Consider the following 15,715-nt stretch of genomic DNA (forward strand, 5'->3'; position numbering starts at 1 on the left):
CCGTGGTCGTGGTCGTGGTGGTTGCCGAGGTCGTGGTCGTGGTCGTGGTGGTTGCCGAGGTCGTGGTCGTGGTCGTGGTGGTTGCCGAGGTCGTGGTCGTGGTCGTGGTGGTTGCCGAGGTCGTGGTGGTTGCCGTGGTCGTGGTCGTGCGCGCCGGCCATCACCGGCCGGTGGACCTGCGCTCCGGCCAGCACCGCGAGCGCCCGGTCCAGCAGCGCCCCGGCGCCCTGCCCGGTGCGGGCCGAGGTGAAGACCACCTCCACCCCCGGGTTGACCCGCGCGACGCTCGCGAGGAAGGCCGCTTCGTCGAACTGTGCCGCGACCGCGAGGTCCGCCTTGGTGACCAGCACCAGGTTGGCCAGTCCGAAGGCGGTCGGGTACTTGAGCGGTTTGTCCTCTCCCTCGGTGACCGAGGCGAGGACGACCCGCAGCGATTCGCCGAGGTCGTAGGAGGCGGGGCAGACCAGGTTGCCGACGTTCTCGACGAACAGCAGCCGGGTGTCCGGCGGCAGCCAGCCGGCCAGGTGCCCGCGCAGCATCGCCGTCTCCAGGTGGCACAGGCCGTCGGTGAGGACCTGCTTCACCGGCGCGCCCGAACGGGCCAGCCGGCGCGCGTCGTTCTCGGTCGCGAGGTCGGCGGTGAGGGCCGCGACGGGCACCTCGCGCTCCCGGGCCAGGCCGAGTTCGGCCTCCAGGAGCGCCGTCTTGCCGCTGCCCGGGCTGGACAGCAGGTTCACCACGACGGTGCCCCGAGCGGCCAGTTCCGCCCGCAGCCGCCGGGCGTCGTCGTCGTTGCGGGCGAGAACCGCCTGCCGGAGATCAACGGTGCGACACATCGGTTTCAGCCTCCTTGATCGGTCCGGGCGCCCGTCGGGGGCTCGGACCACTCGACGCCGAGGATCTGCAGCTCACGCCCGGCCAGCAGTTCGACCCTGGCGCCGGCGCAGCGCGGGCAGCCCAGGTCGGGCGGCATGCCGACGCTCCACTCGACCCCGCAGGGCGTGCACTTCGCCCGTGCGGCGACGGCCTCGGTCTCCAGCACCGCACCTTCCAACAGCGTTCCGGCGCAGGCCAGTTCGAAGCAGAAGTCGAGTGCCGACGGAACGACTCCGGCCAGTTCGCCGATCTGCAGCCGGACTCTGGCCACGGCGCTCTCCCCGTGTGCGCGGGCGGCCCGGTCCACCTGGTCGACGACGGCCGTCGCGATCGACATCTCGTGCATCTGTCTCGTTTCCCGCGGTTGGAGGCGCCCGGCTCCGTGGGGGCGCGGGCCCGGTGTCCGGGCCCCGTGAGCAACAGGCCCCGTGAGCAACAGGCCCCATTACAGGGTGCGGCGGCGGGAACGGCTCGAAGCCGCGCCGCCGCCGTATCCGTGACTACCTGTTCGCAGCACGCCGGTGGTGGTCCCCGCGCGTACTGCTCCGCTACCGCATCCGCTCCTACATCCGCCGGATCCGCAGGTAGCGCCTCAGGTCGGGAAGGCTCTGCCAGATCAGCGCCGCGGCTGCGGCCAGGACGGCCGCGACGGCCGCGACGGCGAGGTTCTTCAGCATGGTGCCGCCTCTCTGTGGGTGTGTGCGTCCGTGGTGAGGACGCGCAGGATCACGGCGACCGCCTCGTCGACGGCGGCGGCCACCGGGGTGCTCAGTCCGATTCCCTCCTCCAGTGAGGCGGGTTCGCAGCCGACCACCAGGACCCGCCCGGGCGCGGTGCCGCCCGTTCCGGCGGCCAGGGTCGCGAGCAGGGCGAGCACGGCGTCCGGGCCCATCCGGTGGCCGTCCAGGACCATCGATTCCACCGGTCCGGCGTCCGCTTCGATCAGGTACACCGTCCCCGGCTCGCCGCCGCGCGCGGTGGCGTCGACGAGCACCAGCGTCCGGTAGCCGTCGAGGAGTTGGTAGGCCAGGTGCACGCCGCGCACGCCGACGTCGAGGAGCTCGACGCCGGCGGGCAGCTCCCGGGCGGCGAGGCGCCGGACGGTCTCGACCCCGAAGCCGTCGTCGCCGAGGAAGATGTTGCCGACCCCGGCGACCAGGACCCGCCCGGTCCGGTCGGCGCTCACGGCCCTTCCACCGGGGCGACCTCGTCCGGCTGGAAGTACCGGAAGCGGCCCTGCGCCCGCCACAGGTCGGCACCCGGGTCGTCGTCCACGGTGACGGCCAGGTGCACCGAACCGTCGACGTCGTGCAGCACCGCCTCCACCAGCGCGGTGCGCCCGTGCAGGAACACGTCCTGGGCGTCGGTGCGGCGGCGCCCGGGCCGGAGCCGCACCCGGCTGCCGGCGGCGACCGGGCGGCCGTCGATCATCACCTGGTCCCGTTCGGGGTCGGTCTGCGGGTCGTTGCCCGGGTCCCACCAGGGCCGGTCCGCCCCGGCTTCGGGGTGGGTGAGTTCGCGCAGCCCCCGGACGGCGCCGTGCAGCCGCTCCAGGATCTCGGGGGGCATCGAGTCGGCGAGGTCGATCACTGCGCCGGCCCGGTCGTCGGTGCCCCGGGCCTCGCGCTTCTCCCGCTCGGTCAGGGCCGCGGTGCGCAGCGCGAGGATCTCGTCGATCTCGGTGGCGTCGTAGAGCGCGCCGGGGCTCTCGGGGGCGATGTGCGGGTGGTCATCCAGGATGATCGGCGAGGAGAGCAGCACCTTGCCGCTGCCGGGCGGGCCTGCCAGCACGGGCCAGGTGTGCTCGTTGCGGCAGGCGCGCACCGCCTCGCCCGCCCACTCGGGCGGGTCGGTCGCCGAGAGGAAGGAGCCGCGGTCGAGGCCGAGCAGCAGGTGGGCCGAGACGAGGGCGTGCGCCAGTGCGGCCTCGCGTCGGGTGCCGGGCACCGGGTCCCAGTCGGAGGTGTTCTCCACCAGGACGGTCAGCCGCTGCGCCCGGTAGGGGCCGGGTACGTCCTGGGCGGTGATCCGCAGTCGGCCCTGGACCCGTTCGCGGCGGCGCAGGAGCCGCCCGGCCAGCGCACCGTCCTCGACGAGCGGCTCCTCGTCCTCGGACGCGTCGAGTTCGAAGCCGCGGACGGCTTCACCGGCCGCCAATTCCTCGACCGGGATGAGGAGTTCGATCCGCTCCTCGACCCCTTCGTCCCAGGGGACGAGCACCCGGTCGGCGAGCTCCAGCTCATCGACGGTCCGGAATCCGCCCTGTCTGCCGGCCTCTTGGACCGTCCGCCGTTGGAGGCGCAGGAACCGCAGCTCGACGGCCAGCTGGTCGCCCTGGCGCGCTTCCATCACGCACTCGGTGCGCTGGTGGGAGTGCTCGCCGCTGTCGGCGCCGTAGCGCGGCGGGGTCAGGACGCCGAACTGCCAGCGCAGCCGGTTCTTGGCCGCTGACGCCCGGTAGGGGTAGAGCACGTAGCCCTCGAACAGGACGGCGTCGGCGATCTGCCGGGCGTGGGCGAACCTGTTCTCGCTCTCGTGGGCGGGCGCGGTCACCGCTCCCCCTTCGCGGTCTGGGCCGCCTTGACGGCCTGGGGTGGCTTCGCGGCCTGGGTCGTCGCTGTGGTCCGGGTCGGCGCTGTGGTCTGGGTCGGCTTCGTGGTCGGGGCCGTGCCGAGCAGCTCGCGCACGGTGGCCTCCCAGGACGGCAGGGCGTGCCGGGAGCGGTAGGCGAGCAGTTCGGCCATCAGGTCGGCGGGCAGCCGGAGCCAGCCACAGCCCGGGAAGTGCGCGTCGATCGCCTCCCGCCAGACCTTGACCGGCATCCGCACGGCGGCTTCCTGGTCCCAGGCCACCGGGGTGACCTGGAAGCCGCCGGGGCCGGCGAAGGCGGTACCCGAGAAGAGCAGCAACAGCGGCACGTCCCCGTCGTCCAGTGCGGCGAGGTAGCGGGCGGCGGAGACGTCCATGTCGTAGGTGCAGGGCACCACCAGGTCGGTCTCGGTTTCGCCGGTGAACGCGCCGACCAGCAGCGGGACCTGGGCGAACTGGACCGGGTGGAGGGTGCCGGCCCAGCGTGAGCGCTCGCCGAACAGGTCGGTCAGCCGCCCGCCCTCGGCGTCGCCGTAGCGGCGGCGGGCCGGTTCGATCCGCAGTTGGCAGCGCAGCGCCAGCGCGTGCACCCGCACGTCGGCGGGGGCGGTGATGCGCAGCCGGAAGACGAGGGCGGGCCCGGCGGCGTAGGGATCGGCCCGCACTCCGGTGCAGGCGAAGGAGATCGAGGTCACCGGGCGCCGCCTTCGGGGAGGACGCGGGACCGGGCGGCCAGGCGGTCGAAGAAGGCGGCCTGTTCGGCGCGCGCCTCGGCCCCGCCGTCGAAGCCCTTCCAGCAGCGCCGCAGCCGGCCGACGAGTTCGTAGCAGACGTCGACCGGCACCAGGTAGCACTGGATGCCATCGGTGTCGCGCCGCAGCAGTAGCGCCTCGACGTCCGGCCGCAGCGCGGCGTGGAGGCGGCTGCCGCCGAGCGCGGCCTGCCAGGCGGCCTCGTCGGGTTCGGCCTCGGTCGCGCCGCCCGGGCCGGGGTAGAGCAGGACGGACCGCTGCAGACGCGTGGTGCGCAGCAGGAACGCGGTGGCGACCGGGATGCCGAGGGCTGCCCAGGCGTCCTCGCCGAGGGGGTGGGCCGGGTCGGTCAGGTAGCGGTCGGGGACGGCGCGGTAGCGGCCGTCGGCCGCGCCGGGCTGCTGGAACAGCAGGGCGCAGGCGGTGCAGGCGCAGGTGAGCGCCTGCTGGTCGGTGTCCGCCAGGTGGCGGTGCTCGGCGGGCAGGTGCCGGCCGCAGAACTCGCAGCGTTGCGGCTGCGGGGGTGCGGGCTCCCGCAGCCGGCGCAGCAGCGCGGTGCCGGGCCGGTCGAGCTGGCGGAAGGTCATCGCGGGTCCGCCGGGGGCCGAGCGCCGATCTGCAGCAGTTCCGCGGGGCGTTCGAGCTCGACCGCGGTGACCTCGGGGGCGTGGCAGGCCAGGGCGTTCTCGATGTCCTGTTCGCCGCACCCGCAGCCGCTGCGGGTGCGGCGCAGCCGGGCGGTGCCGGTGGCGGGGTCGAAGGCGGCCAGGTCGACCGGTTCGGGCAGGGTGGCGAGTGCGCGGGTGATGCGGGCGGTGACGTCCTCGGGGTGCAGGTCGTGCAGGACGAGCAGCCCGGCCAGCGACGGTTCGTCCAGCAGCCGGGCCAGCGCGGCGGGCGGCAGGGCCTGGACGAGACGGGCCAGGGCGTCGCCGTAGAGGGCCATCAGTTCGCGGACGAGGTGCTCGCCGGCCTCCTGCGCGTCGGCGCCGGCCAGTTGGTCCAGGGCCTCCTGGATGCGGGCCCCCGCCTGTTCCGGGGTCATGCGGTGAGTCCGCTCAGCCCGGTGGGCACGTGCATGGTCTGCACCGTCTTCCCGTCACCCAGGTACATGTGGACGCCGCAAGGCAGGCAGGGGTCGAAGCTGCGCACGGCGCGCATGATGTCGATGCCCTTGAAGGTCTCCGGGGGGTTCTCCTCGAAGATCGGGGTGTTCTGGACGGCGTCCTCGTAGGGGCCGGGGGTGCCGAAGCTGTCGCGGACGCTGGCGTTCCACGGGGTCGGCGGGTAGGGGTGGTAGTTGGCGATCTTGCCGTCCCGGATCACCATGTGGTGGGACAGCACGCCGCGTACGGCCTCGGTGAAGCCGCAGCCGATCGACTCGTCCGGCACCTCGAAGCGCTCCCAGGTCTGGCTGCGCCCGGCCCGGACCTCGTCGAGCGCCTTCTCGGCGAAGTGCAGGGCCGCGGCGGCCGCGTAGGCCTGGAAGTAGGTGCGGGCGCGGTTGCGTTCGATGGCGTTGCTCCACTGCGGGATCTTCCACTCGAAGGTGGTCTCCGGCTTGGTCATGGAGCGCGGCAGGTTGATCTGCACGCTGTGTCCGGTGGCCTTGATGTAGCCGATGTCGACCAGTCCGGACAGCGCGGTGGACCACAGGCGGGCGATCGGACCGCCGCCGGTGTCGAGGGCGAGGTAGTCCTTGCCGTCGAACCAGCGGGGGGACATCACCCAGCTGTACTTGTCGTCGAAGTCGCGTTTCTGCGGGGCCGGGATGGTGTGCTGGTTCCAGGGGTGGCGGGGGTCGACGGGGTTGCCCAGCGGGTCGTGGGTGACGAAGAGCTCCTTGCCCTCCCAGTCCTGGTAGTAGGAGCTGCCGAGCAGGATGCGGATGCCGAGGTTGATCTCGGTGAGGTCGTTGGTGACGAGCTTGCCGTCCACCACGATGCCCGGGGTGACGAACATCCGCCGGCCCCAGTCCGTCATGTTGCGGTAGGTGAAGTCGCAGTGGTCCGGGTCGTTGAGGCTGCCCCAGCAGCCGAGCATGACGCGGCGCCGGCCGACCTCCTCGTAGCCGGGCAGGGCCTCGTAGAAGAAGTCGAAGAGGTCGTCGTGCAGCGGCACGACCTTCTTCATGAACTCCACGTAGCGCATCAGCCGGGTCAGGTAGTCGGTGAACAGCTGGACGGTGGCCACCGTGCCGACGCCGCCGGGGTAGAGGGTGGAGGGGTGCACGTGGCGGCCCTCCATCAGGCAGAACATCTCCCGGGTGTAGCGGCTGACCTGGAGCGCCTCGCGGTAGAACTCGCCCTCGATGGGGTTCAGTGAGCGCATGATGTCGGCGATGGTGCGGTACCCGTGGTCGCCGGCGTGCGGTGCCTCGGTGCGTTCGGCCAGTTCCAGGACGCCGGGGTTGGTCTCGCGGACCATCTTCTCGCAGTAGTCGACCCCGACCAGGTTCTCCTGGAAGATGTTGTGGTCGAACATGTACTCGGCGGCCTCGCCGAGGTTGATGATCCACTCGCCGAGGTGCGGGGGCTTGACCCCGTAGGCCATGTTCTGCGCGTAGACGGAACAGGTGGCGTGGTTGTCGCCGCAGATGCCGCAGATCCGGCTGGTGATGAAGTGCGCGTCGCGCGGGTCCTTGCCGCGCATGAAGACGCTGTAGCCGCGGAAGACCGAGGAGGTGCTGTAGCACTCCGCGACCTTCTTCTGCTTGAAGTCGATCTTCGTGTGGATGCCCAGGCTGCCCACGATCCGGGTGATCGGGTCCCAGGACATCTCCACCAGACCGCTGCCGTCGCCGGCCGTCCTGGTCGTCGGTGCCATCGTCTGTCATGCCCTTCTGTCAGCGGGAGGAGGCTCTGCAACGGCCCGCCCGCCCCGGGCGGGGCGGGCGGGCCGAAGGGGGAAAGGGGTCACCACGGCGGGCGGTAACCGGTGGTCAGGCGGCGCCCCGTGTGCCGCCACTTGGGCTCCCGGTCGACCGTCCGGCCCGTGATCGTGCGCAGGCGGCGGATCACCGCCCCGTACGCCGAGCTGGCACCCGTCGAGACCCGGGAGCCGGGAGGCGGGTCCATGAACGGCATGAACTTGTCGGGGAAGCCCGGCATGGTGCAGGCGATGCAGATGCCGCCGACGTTGGGGCAGCCGCCGATGCCGTTGATCCAGCCGCGTTTGGCGACGTTGCACTTGACGACCGGGCCCCAGCAGCCGAGGCGCACCAGGCACTCGGGCGTGCCGTAGTCGGTGGCGAACTGGCCCTGTTCGTAGTACCCGCCGCGGTCGCAGCCCTCGTGCACGGTCGCGCCGAACAGCCAGGCCGGACGCAGCTTGTCGTCCAACGGGATCATCGGCGCGGAACCGGCCAGCTGGTACAGCAGGTAGGTCAGCGTCTCGGCGAAGTTGTCGGGCTGGATCGGGCAGCCCGGCACGCAGACGATCGGCAGGCCCGCCTTGGACTTCCAGTCCCAGCCCAGGTAGTCGGGCACGCCCATGGCACCGGTCGGGTTGCCGGCCATCGCGTGGATGCCGCCGTAGGTGGCGCAGGTCCCGATGGCGACCACCGCGGTGGCCTTGGGGGTGAGGCGGTCCAGCCACTCACTGGTGGTGATCGGCTGGCCGGTGTCCGGGTTGTCGCCGAAACCGCACCAGTAGCCCTCCTCCTTGATCGTCTCGTTCGGGATGGAACCCTCGACGACCAGGACGAAGGGGTCGAGCTCGCCGCGGTCCGCCTTGAAGAACCACTCCACGAAGTTGTCCGCGCCCTGGACCGGACCGCACTCGAAGTCGATCAGCGGCCAGTGGACGGCGACCTCCGGCAGGCCGGGGAGTGCGCCGGTGACGATCTCCTCGATGCTGGGCTGCATCGCCGCGGTCAGGGAGACCGAGTCCCCGTCGCAGCTCAGACCCGCATTGATCCAGAGAATGTGCACCACGGCGGCATCGGCTGAAGTTGTTGCAACCGCACCCATGAGGATGCCTCCTCAAAAAAACGGGAGCCGAACAGATAGGCTCAAAAAATTCATAGCAGCAGTTCAGTCCGGCCGCCGGTCCAGAGAGCCGGGCAGGTCGCTCGAAGGGACGCGCGCCGGCGCACCCGTCCGGGTGGCCGCCAGCCGGACTCGGCTGGTCTCGAAGGGAGCCCGCGCTGAACACCCCGCTCGCGGAGGGCCTGGCACTGGTACTGCTGCTGGCCGTGCTGGCCTGTGCCGTCGTCCGGCCGTGGGGCTGGCCCGAGGCCGCCGTCGCGGTGCCCGCCGCCGCCCTGCTGGTCGCCACCGGAGCGATATCGCCCGCGCACGCGTTGGAGGAGGCCGAACGGCTGGGACCGGTGGTCGGGTTCCTGGCGGCGGTGCTGGTGCTGGCGCAGCTGTGCGACGAGGAGGGGCTGTTCCACGCCTGCGGGGCGTGGATGGCCCGGACCGCCGCGCGGCCCGGACGGCTGCTGGTGCAGGTGTTCGCCCTGTCCTCGGTGATCACCGCGGTGCTGAGCCTGGACGCGACGGTGGTGCTGCTGACCCCGGTGGTGTTCGCGACCGCCACCCGGCTCGGAGCCCGGCCGAAGCCGCACGTCTACGCCTGCGCACACCTGTCGAACACCGCGTCGCTGCTGCTTCCGGTGTCCAACCTGACCAACCTGCTGGCGTTCGCGGCCAGCGGCCTGAGCTTCACCCGGTTCGCCGCGCTGATGGCCCTGCCGTGGCTGGTGGCGATCGGCGCCGAGTACGCGGTCTTCCGCCGGTTCTTCGCCGCCGACCTGGACAGCGGGGCCCCGCCGCCACCGGACGAGGCGGCCCCCGAGCTGCCGCTGTTCGCGCTCGTCGTGGTGGCCTGCACGCTCGGCGGGTTCGTCCTCACCTCCGCGCTGGGCGTCAATCCGGCGTGGGCGGCCGCGGCGGGGGCCCTCGTGCTGGCCGGCCGGGCGCTCGCCCGGCGCCGCATCACGCCGACGGCGGTCGTCCGGGCCGCGAACGTTCCGTTCCTCGCCTTCGTCGTCGCCCTCGCGATCGTCGTCCGCGCCGTCGTCGACAACGGCCTCGCCACCGCGCTCGGCCACGTGGTCCCCGCCGGCACCGGACTGCCGTCCCTGCTCGCGGTCGCCGTGCTGGCCGCCGTCCTCGCGAACGTGATCAACAACCTGCCCGCCGTCCTGGTCCTCCTGCCGCTGACGGCGGCCTCCGGCCCGGGTGCGGTGCTGGCGATGCTGCTCGGCGTGAACATCGGCCCCAACCTCACCTACGCCGGCTCCCTGGCCACCCTGCTGTGGCGCAAGATCGTCCACCAGCACGGGAGCACCGTCCGGCTGGGCGAGTTCACCCGCCTCGGTCTGCTCACCGTCCCGTCGGCGCTGGTGCTGTCCGTCCTGGCGCTGTGGGTGTCGCTGCGGGCGCTGGGAGGCTGACGGGCGGGGCGCCCGTGGGGCGGGCGCCCCGGGGCGCGGGGGTGTCAGGAGATCATGAAGTCCCGGACCGGCAGGGGGCGGTTGACCACGCGGACGTCGCCGATCCAGCCGTGGAAGACCTGACTGAGCGCGCCGCCGTACTCGTAGCCGCCGAGCAGCCAGGGGTGGCCGAGGGTGCTGAGGCCCTCGGACGGTGTCGAGGGGTTGCGGACGACCTCGCAGCCGTTCACGTACATCCGGGTGAGCCGCTTGTTGTTGACGACCGCGACGTGCCACCAGGCGCCGAGCGGGAGTTCGTGGCCCCAGTTGGTGACGGGGCCGCTCAGGTTGGTCGGGTAGACGCACCACTGCAGTTCCCGCCCGCCGGACAGGCTGAGCGTGGCGACCGGCTCCTGCGGGTCGGTGTCGGGGCCGGTCTTCCCCGCCTCCCCGCTCGTGCCCCAGCGGCTGAGCAGCGCCGTCCAGGCGTTGCGGCCGGCGTCCCAGTCGGCCGGCAGCTTGAAGAACGCCTCGAAGGTGTAGCCCTGCTGGAAGGTGTCGGCGTTCATCGGGGCCTTGGCGACGGTCTGCAGGTACGCGCCCTGGACCGGCTTGCCCCGGCCCCCGAAGTAGAGGCTGCCGCGGCCGGGCTGGTCGGGGTGCGACTCGGTGGACCAGGTGAGCGTCCCGGCCGGGCTGCCCGGGGCGGTCTGCTTGACGAGGTCGTTGCCGTGACCGCTCAGGTCCTTGACGACCTGGGAGTCGGCGACGGCGCTGCCGGCCGGCCGGCCGCCGTCGAAGCGCCAGTAGGCGACCGTGCCCGGGATCGTCAGCTGACGCGCGGGGCGGGCCGGGCGGGCCGGGACCGGGGCGAAGCCGGCGAACCGCCGCGCGAAGTCCACCTGCACCGAGAAGCTGTCCACCGGGCCGGTCAGCTCGATCTCCTCGCTGGCGAGGCGGTTGACCTTCTCCGCGGCCAGCTGCTGGATCCAGGGCGAGTACGTCCGCACGTCGATGGTGTTGCGGTCCAGGTCGAAGCGGTAGGCGCGGATCATCGCCGCGCCGCCGTAGTACCGGTTCTGGTAGTTGGTGATGTGGACGTGGACGTCGTGGCCTGCCTTGTTGGTCAGCGTGGTGCTGCCGGGCGGCCAGTAGTGGCCGTTCAGGGTGAGGAAGATCTGGTCGTTGCCGCTGATCAGCCTGTCCCAGAGCGCGTGCCCGTGGTCGGACAGCTGGGCGGCGCCGCCGTCGTCGGCGTAGGCGAGGTCGTGGGTGGTGAGGATGACCGGCACGGTCGGGTGCTGGGCGATCACCGAGTTCGCCCAGGCGAAGCCGCGGTCGGACAGCCGCCAGTCCAGCGAGAGCACCATCCAGTCCCGGCCCGCTCCCCGGAACAGATGGTAGGTGTTGTAGCCGTCCGGGCTCGCGCCCTTGAAGGTCGCCGAGCGGGCGAACCGGGCCGGGTTGAAGGTGTCCAGGTACGCCGTCCGGCCCCGCTGGTCGTCGCTGCCCGAGCCGACGTCGTGGTTTCCGGCCAGGACGCTGTAGGCCGCGCCGTGGCGGTCGAGGAGGGTGAAGGCCTTGCCCGCGGCGGCGAACTCCTCGGCCTTGCCGTTCTGGGTGACGTCGCCCAGGTGCGCGAGGAAGACGAAGTTCTCGTCGCTGCCGTCCAGCACGTGGCGCAGCGAGGCCTCCAGCGGGGCGGGGTGGATCCGGTCGTCGTCGAAGAGGTACTGGGTGTCGGGCATCACCGCCAGCGAGAAGCGGGGGCCGTCCGGGTCCGGATCCCAGGCGCCCCGGCCGTCGTCCGCGGCGGCGGGCGCGCCGAAGGCGTCGGCCGTCGCGTCGGCGGGCTCGTCCGCCGACGCCGTCGCCGTGGAGCCCGCCCCGAGGACCGCCAGCCCGGCGCCTACCAGCCCCGTCGCGCGCAGGAAGGCGCGGCGTCCGGCCGCCGCCGGCGCGTCGGAGTCGAACCCGACGGTCCGCGGGCAGCTCGACCCGTGGTCGTCGTGGGGAAGGTCGTTCTGATGGTGGTTCATCGGGGCAGCTCCTCGGGCCGTGCACGGTGATCGCGACGTTAGGGGCACGACGCGGACCGCCGATCGGACGGCCGGCCTCCGCACGGTGAACGCCCGGGGAACGTCCCCCGCGGGCCTGTTCCCCGTCCGGCTTCTGCTGCTGGGTCAGTGGCCGGGTCAGTGGCCGCCCTCGGGTTCGGTGCAGCCGCCGTCCAGGTACATGCCGTGCGGGTGGATGTCGGGCGGGGAGGTCAGCAGGCCGCTGACGCACAAGACGGCTTCGGGGATTTGGAGGTCGAATCCGGGGGCGCCGGTGGAGGTGCGGACGTTGACCAGCTCGGCGGGGTAGCCGAGGCGTTGGAGCGCCGCGCGGAGGCCGGCTTCGTCGAGGACGGCCGGCGTGCCGGCGGGCCGCAGGGCGTCCGCGATCCGTGCCGCGTGGGCCTCGCCGCGGCACTGGGCGTCGGCGAGGAGCCTGACGGTCTGTTTGTAGGCGTGGTTCTCCGCGTACTTGTCGGCCCAGGTACCGCCGTCGCCCGTGGGGGCGGCGGCCGGGGCGGACGGCGGTGTGGCGGCGACGCCCGCGCATGTCGCCGCGACCTGGGGGAAGAGCCGGTCGTGGCGGGCCAGGGCCTCGGCCCCGGCCTGGCCGGGCTCGCGGGATTCGGTGTGTGATGCGTTGCTCGGTGCGCTCGTCGATCCGCAGCCGGCGAGCGCCAGCGCCGTCACGGCCGCCGCCAGGCCGGTGGCTGTCCTGCTCCAGGTGTGCCTCATCTGCCTTCTCCCCCTCGGTCGTTGACCCTCGGTCGTTGACCCTCGGCCCGTTGCCCCCCGATCACCGGATGATTGTCGCGCACGAGGGCGGCGGCGGGCGGGTCAGTCAGCGAACGGGCCGGTGTCTCCGAAGGCGAGGCGGGTGAAGTGCTCGGCGATGCGGTGGTGGCCGGCCTGGTCCGGGTGCAGGTCGTCGGGGAGCGGGTGGTCGTCGTGGTCGGTCCGGCCGTAGAGCGAACGGCCGTCCAGGTAGTGCAGGTTGAGGTCGCCGTCGGCGGCGCGGGCGGCGACGATGCGGGCGAGTTCGGTCCGGATGACGGTGAGGGTGAGGCGGCCCGCCGCGGTCTCGGCCGGGTCGCCGGTGGCCCGGAAGCGCAGTGCCCCGGTGCTGAAGTCGACGGCGAGGGGCCCCGGGGTGTCCTCCTGGATCGGGCAGAGGATCGGGGAGACGACGAGCAGCGGCGTGGCCGGGTGTCCTTCGCGGACGGTGTCGAGGAAGCCGTGCACCGCCGGGACGAAGGCGCGCAGGCGCATCACGTCGGCGTTGACGAGGTTGATGCCGATCTTCAGGCTGATCAGGTCGGCGGGGGTGTCGCGGATGGCGCGGGCGGTGAACGGGTCGAGCAGCGCGCTGCCGCCGAAGCCGAGGTTGACCAGGTCGACGCCGCCCGAGGCCGCCGCCAGGGCGGGCCAGGTGCCGGTCGGGTGGGTGGCGTTGGAGCCGTGGCTGATCGAGCTGCCGTGGTGCAGCCAGCGACGGCGGGTGCCGTCCGGGACCGGGGTGACGGGGGCGTCGGTGTCGAGGGCGAGGAGTTCGGTGGTCTCGGTGTGCGGGAGCCAGATCTCGACGGTCTTGTCCCGTGCGGGCAGACCGGTGAACCGGGCGGTGCCGGGCGGGCCCTGGGTCAGCTCGACGCGGCCGGTGCCCAGGTCGATGGTGCGCAGGTTGCCGCCGGACACCGTGGTCTGCGCCGTCAGCTGCCCGTCGACGAGGAGGTCGTACACCCCGTCGGGCGGGGTGGGCACGCCCACGTAGGCCCGCTTGGTCGGGACGGTGTGCAGGTCGATCGCGGTGGCGCGGGTGCGGAAGGCCAGCCGGACGCCGGTGGGCTGGGACTCGGCGATCGCGAGCTGTTCGTCGGGGATCTGCCGGCGGGCCCGGGCGGGCAGGCGGTGCGGCAGCAGGCCGCGTTCGGTGTGCTCGACGTCGAGGTGGCCGTGCAGCAGGGCCTCGGTGACGGGGGTGGTGAAAGAGGTGTTCATCGCTGTTCCATCGCGTTCTGCGCGGGCCCTGCCCGCGCCATGTGCTTTCTGCCATCCGGCTATAGTCAGTATGGGATTACCTAATGAGTTTAGGCAAATGGGATTACAGCCTTGGATTCCCGGTCCTGGATCCCCAGGCCTTGGCTGTCGGCGGCGGCCACGGCCGCGGCGTCAACCCGCCAGGATGACCGTCTCCGCCGGACCGGAGAAGCCGGCCTGCTGGGCCGGGGCGCCGGTCGCGGCGAGGCGGCGGTGCTCCTGCGGACTGACGCCGCGGACGCGCTTGAAGGCCGCCGAGAGGGCGAAGGCGTTGCTGTAGCCGACCTTGCGGGCCGCGAAGGCGACGGTGCACTCGGGTTCGCGCAGCAGGTCGGCGGCGACGGCCAGCCGCCAGCCCGCCAGGTAGGCCATCGGCGGTTCGCCGACCAGGCCGGTGAAGCGGCGGGCCAGGCCCGCCCGCGACACCCCGACCCGCTGGGCGAGGTCGGCGACCGTCCAGGCGGTGGCCGGGTCGTCGTGCATCAGCCGCAACACCGGTCCGACGACGGCGTCGTGCTGGGCGCGGTACCAGGCCGGGGCGCCGGAGTCGGGGGCGGCAAGCCAGGAGCGCAGCACGGAGACGACCAGCAGGTCCAGGATGCGGTCCAGGACCAGCTCCTGACCGGGCTCGTTGCGCCCTATCTCGGCGGCCAGCAGGTGCACCAGGGTGTCGTCGGCACCGGTGCCGGCCGGGCGGACCAGCAGGGCCGGCAGGCAGGCGAGCAGGCGCTGACCGATCTCGTGCTCGGCCTGGTAGGTGCCGGACAGGACCACCGAGGACGCCTGGTCGCCCTCCCGGCCCTGCCCCCAGGTCCGGACGCCGAGCGACATCACCTCGGAGACGTCCACACCGCCGCGCGTGCAGACCTGCCCGGGGCCGACGATCACGTCCACGGGGGTGTCGGGGTCGTCCGCCACCGTGTACGGCTCCGGGCCGCGGACGATCGCCACGTCGCCGGGGTGCAGCAGCAGCGGCGTGCCGCGCTCGGGCAGGATCCAGGCCTCGCCGCGAACCATCGTCACCACCGACAGCGGGGCCCGGTCCTCGATCCGCAGCGACCACGGCGGGGTGAGGATCGAGCGCAGCAGGAACGCACCGCGGGCCTTGGGGCCGTCGAGGAGTCCCGTCAGAGTGTCCATGGCCCCAAGTGTAGACGGCAAGACATCATTTGACGGTTCGTCATTTGAGAGGGTCTTGAGTGATCGAGGTGGCCCGAGCGGCCCGGATGCCGGATGATCGGCGCACGGGGGACGAACCGATACGCAGATACGCAGATACGCAGATACGCAGAGACAGTGAGGGGCTACGAAGATGGAACTGGCACGCACACTCGCACTGGTGGCGGCCACCGTCACCTGTGGACTGACCGCCGGGTTGTTCTACGCCTTCGCGTGCTCGGTCATGCCCGCGCTCGCGCGGGTCGAGGACCGCACCTTCATCGAGGTCATGCAGCGCATCAACGTGGCCATCCTGAACGGCTGGTTCGTCCTCGGCTTCGTCGGCGCCCTCCTCACCACCGGCGCCGCCGTCGCCCTCCACCTGCCCTCCGACGGCCACCACGCGCTACCCGCCACCGTGGCCGCCCTGGTGCTCTACATCGCCGCGATCGGCGTCACCCGCTCCGTCAACATCCCGCTCAACGACGAGCTCGCCGCCGGCGGCGAGCCCCGACGCATCACCGACCCGGCCGCCGTCCGGGGGCGCTTCGAAGCCCGCTGGGTCCGCTTCAACGTGCTTCGCGCCCTGCTCTGCACCGCCGCCGTCGCCTGCCTCGCCTGGGCGCTGATCCTGCACGGCCAGGCCTGACCCCGCGCCCGGCCGGACCCCCGGATACGACTTCGAACTCCCGCGTGCCTCGTGGGAGTTCGAAGTCGTATCCGGGGGCTATGGCCCGTCCGGCGGATCTTGCCCCGGACAGGGCCTAGCCGCAATGCCGGTGACTTTGTGGTCGGTGTCTCGTTGGTTGTGGTGTGGCGAGGGTGGGGCAGGTCAAGGCGCCTGCGAGTGAGCGGATATCGGACCG

General features: G+C 72.5%; 15 protein-coding genes. 2 read left to right on the forward strand and 13 right to left on the reverse strand.

The features are described from left to right. The 9 genes from hypB to AB0P03_RS38875 all read right to left on the reverse strand — a co-directional run. Window positions 1-836 (reverse strand): hydrogenase nickel incorporation protein HypB (gene hypB, locus AB0P03_RS38835; protein ID WP_363633401.1); only part of this gene is annotated, 836 nt, incomplete at its 3' end. 5 nt (window positions 837-841) lie between these two features. Beyond that, on the reverse strand, window positions 842-1,222 hold the full coding sequence (gene hypA, locus AB0P03_RS38840) for a hydrogenase maturation nickel metallochaperone HypA (RefSeq protein WP_363588689.1): 381 nt from the start codon (window positions 1,220-1,222) through the stop codon (window positions 842-844). 324 nt (window positions 1,223-1,546) lie between these two features. Then, a complete protein-coding gene (locus tag AB0P03_RS38845) occupies window positions 1,547-2,062 on the reverse strand; it encodes a hydrogenase maturation protease (RefSeq protein ID WP_363588691.1) in 516 nt (171 codons plus the stop codon). Next, complete coding sequence (locus AB0P03_RS38850) at window positions 2,059-3,429, reverse strand: hypothetical protein (RefSeq protein ID WP_363633403.1); 1,371 nt, start codon at window positions 3,427-3,429, stop codon at window positions 2,059-2,061. The genes AB0P03_RS38845 and AB0P03_RS38850 overlap by 4 nt, the downstream gene beginning before the upstream one ends. Next, a complete protein-coding gene (locus AB0P03_RS38855) occupies window positions 3,426-4,160 on the reverse strand; it encodes a DUF6084 family protein (RefSeq protein WP_363633404.1) in 735 nt (244 codons plus the stop codon). Before AB0P03_RS38855 ends, AB0P03_RS38850 begins: the two co-directional genes overlap by 4 nt. Beyond that, on the reverse strand, window positions 4,157-4,804 hold the full coding sequence (locus AB0P03_RS38860) for a DUF5947 family protein (protein ID WP_363588697.1): 648 nt from the start codon (window positions 4,802-4,804) through the stop codon (window positions 4,157-4,159). Before AB0P03_RS38860 ends, AB0P03_RS38855 begins: the two co-directional genes overlap by 4 nt. Further along, complete coding sequence (locus AB0P03_RS38865; RefSeq protein WP_363588699.1) at window positions 4,801-5,262, reverse strand: thioredoxin; 462 nt, start codon at window positions 5,260-5,262, stop codon at window positions 4,801-4,803. The genes AB0P03_RS38860 and AB0P03_RS38865 overlap by 4 nt, the downstream gene beginning before the upstream one ends. Beyond that, entirely contained in the window at window positions 5,259-7,043 is a 1,785-nt protein-coding gene (locus tag AB0P03_RS38870; protein WP_363588701.1) for a nickel-dependent hydrogenase large subunit, read from the reverse strand. The genes AB0P03_RS38865 and AB0P03_RS38870 overlap by 4 nt, the downstream gene beginning before the upstream one ends. Window positions 7,044-7,132: 89 nt before the next feature. Then, window positions 7,133-8,188 carry a hydrogenase expression protein HypE gene (locus AB0P03_RS38875; RefSeq protein ID WP_363588702.1) on the reverse strand — a complete coding sequence of 352 codons (1,056 nt, stop codon included), beginning with the start codon at window positions 8,186-8,188 and terminating at the stop codon, window positions 7,133-7,135. Between the two features lie 176 nt (window positions 8,189-8,364). On the opposite strand from AB0P03_RS38875, the gene AB0P03_RS38880 reads away from it, so the two are divergent. Next, complete coding sequence (locus AB0P03_RS38880) at window positions 8,365-9,618, forward strand: SLC13 family permease (protein ID WP_363633412.1); 1,254 nt, start codon at window positions 8,365-8,367, stop codon at window positions 9,616-9,618. Between the two features lie 44 nt (window positions 9,619-9,662). Here AB0P03_RS38880 and AB0P03_RS38885 read toward each other — a convergent pair whose 3' ends face one another. From AB0P03_RS38885 to AB0P03_RS38900, 4 genes are all read right to left on the reverse strand, one after another. After that, window positions 9,663-11,636 carry a LamG-like jellyroll fold domain-containing protein gene (locus AB0P03_RS38885; protein ID WP_363633406.1) on the reverse strand — a complete coding sequence of 658 codons (1,974 nt, stop codon included), beginning with the start codon at window positions 11,634-11,636 and terminating at the stop codon, window positions 9,663-9,665. A 156-nt stretch (window positions 11,637-11,792) separates the two neighbouring features. Continuing rightward, window positions 11,793-12,389 carry a hypothetical protein gene (locus AB0P03_RS38890; RefSeq protein ID WP_363633408.1) on the reverse strand — a complete coding sequence of 199 codons (597 nt, stop codon included), beginning with the start codon at window positions 12,387-12,389 and terminating at the stop codon, window positions 11,793-11,795. A 102-nt stretch (window positions 12,390-12,491) separates the two neighbouring features. Further along, on the reverse strand, window positions 12,492-13,652 hold the full coding sequence (locus AB0P03_RS38895) for a GDSL-type esterase/lipase family protein (protein WP_363633410.1): 1,161 nt from the start codon (window positions 13,650-13,652) through the stop codon (window positions 12,492-12,494). Window positions 13,653-13,823: 171 nt separating this feature from the next. Further along, a complete protein-coding gene (locus tag AB0P03_RS38900) occupies window positions 13,824-14,831 on the reverse strand; it encodes an AraC family transcriptional regulator (protein WP_350886904.1) in 1,008 nt (335 codons plus the stop codon). Between the two features lie 172 nt (window positions 14,832-15,003). Here AB0P03_RS38900 and AB0P03_RS38905 point away from each other — a divergent pair, with 172 nt between their 5' ends. Then, window positions 15,004-15,498 carry an anthrone oxygenase family protein gene (locus AB0P03_RS38905; RefSeq protein WP_063350758.1) on the forward strand — a complete coding sequence of 165 codons (495 nt, stop codon included), beginning with the start codon at window positions 15,004-15,006 and terminating at the stop codon, window positions 15,496-15,498. Window positions 15,499-15,715 lie beyond the last annotated feature (217 nt).

This window comes from Kitasatospora sp. NPDC088779 (assembly GCF_040685395.1).
Classification (GTDB): domain Bacteria; phylum Actinomycetota; class Actinomycetes; order Streptomycetales; family Streptomycetaceae; genus Kitasatospora.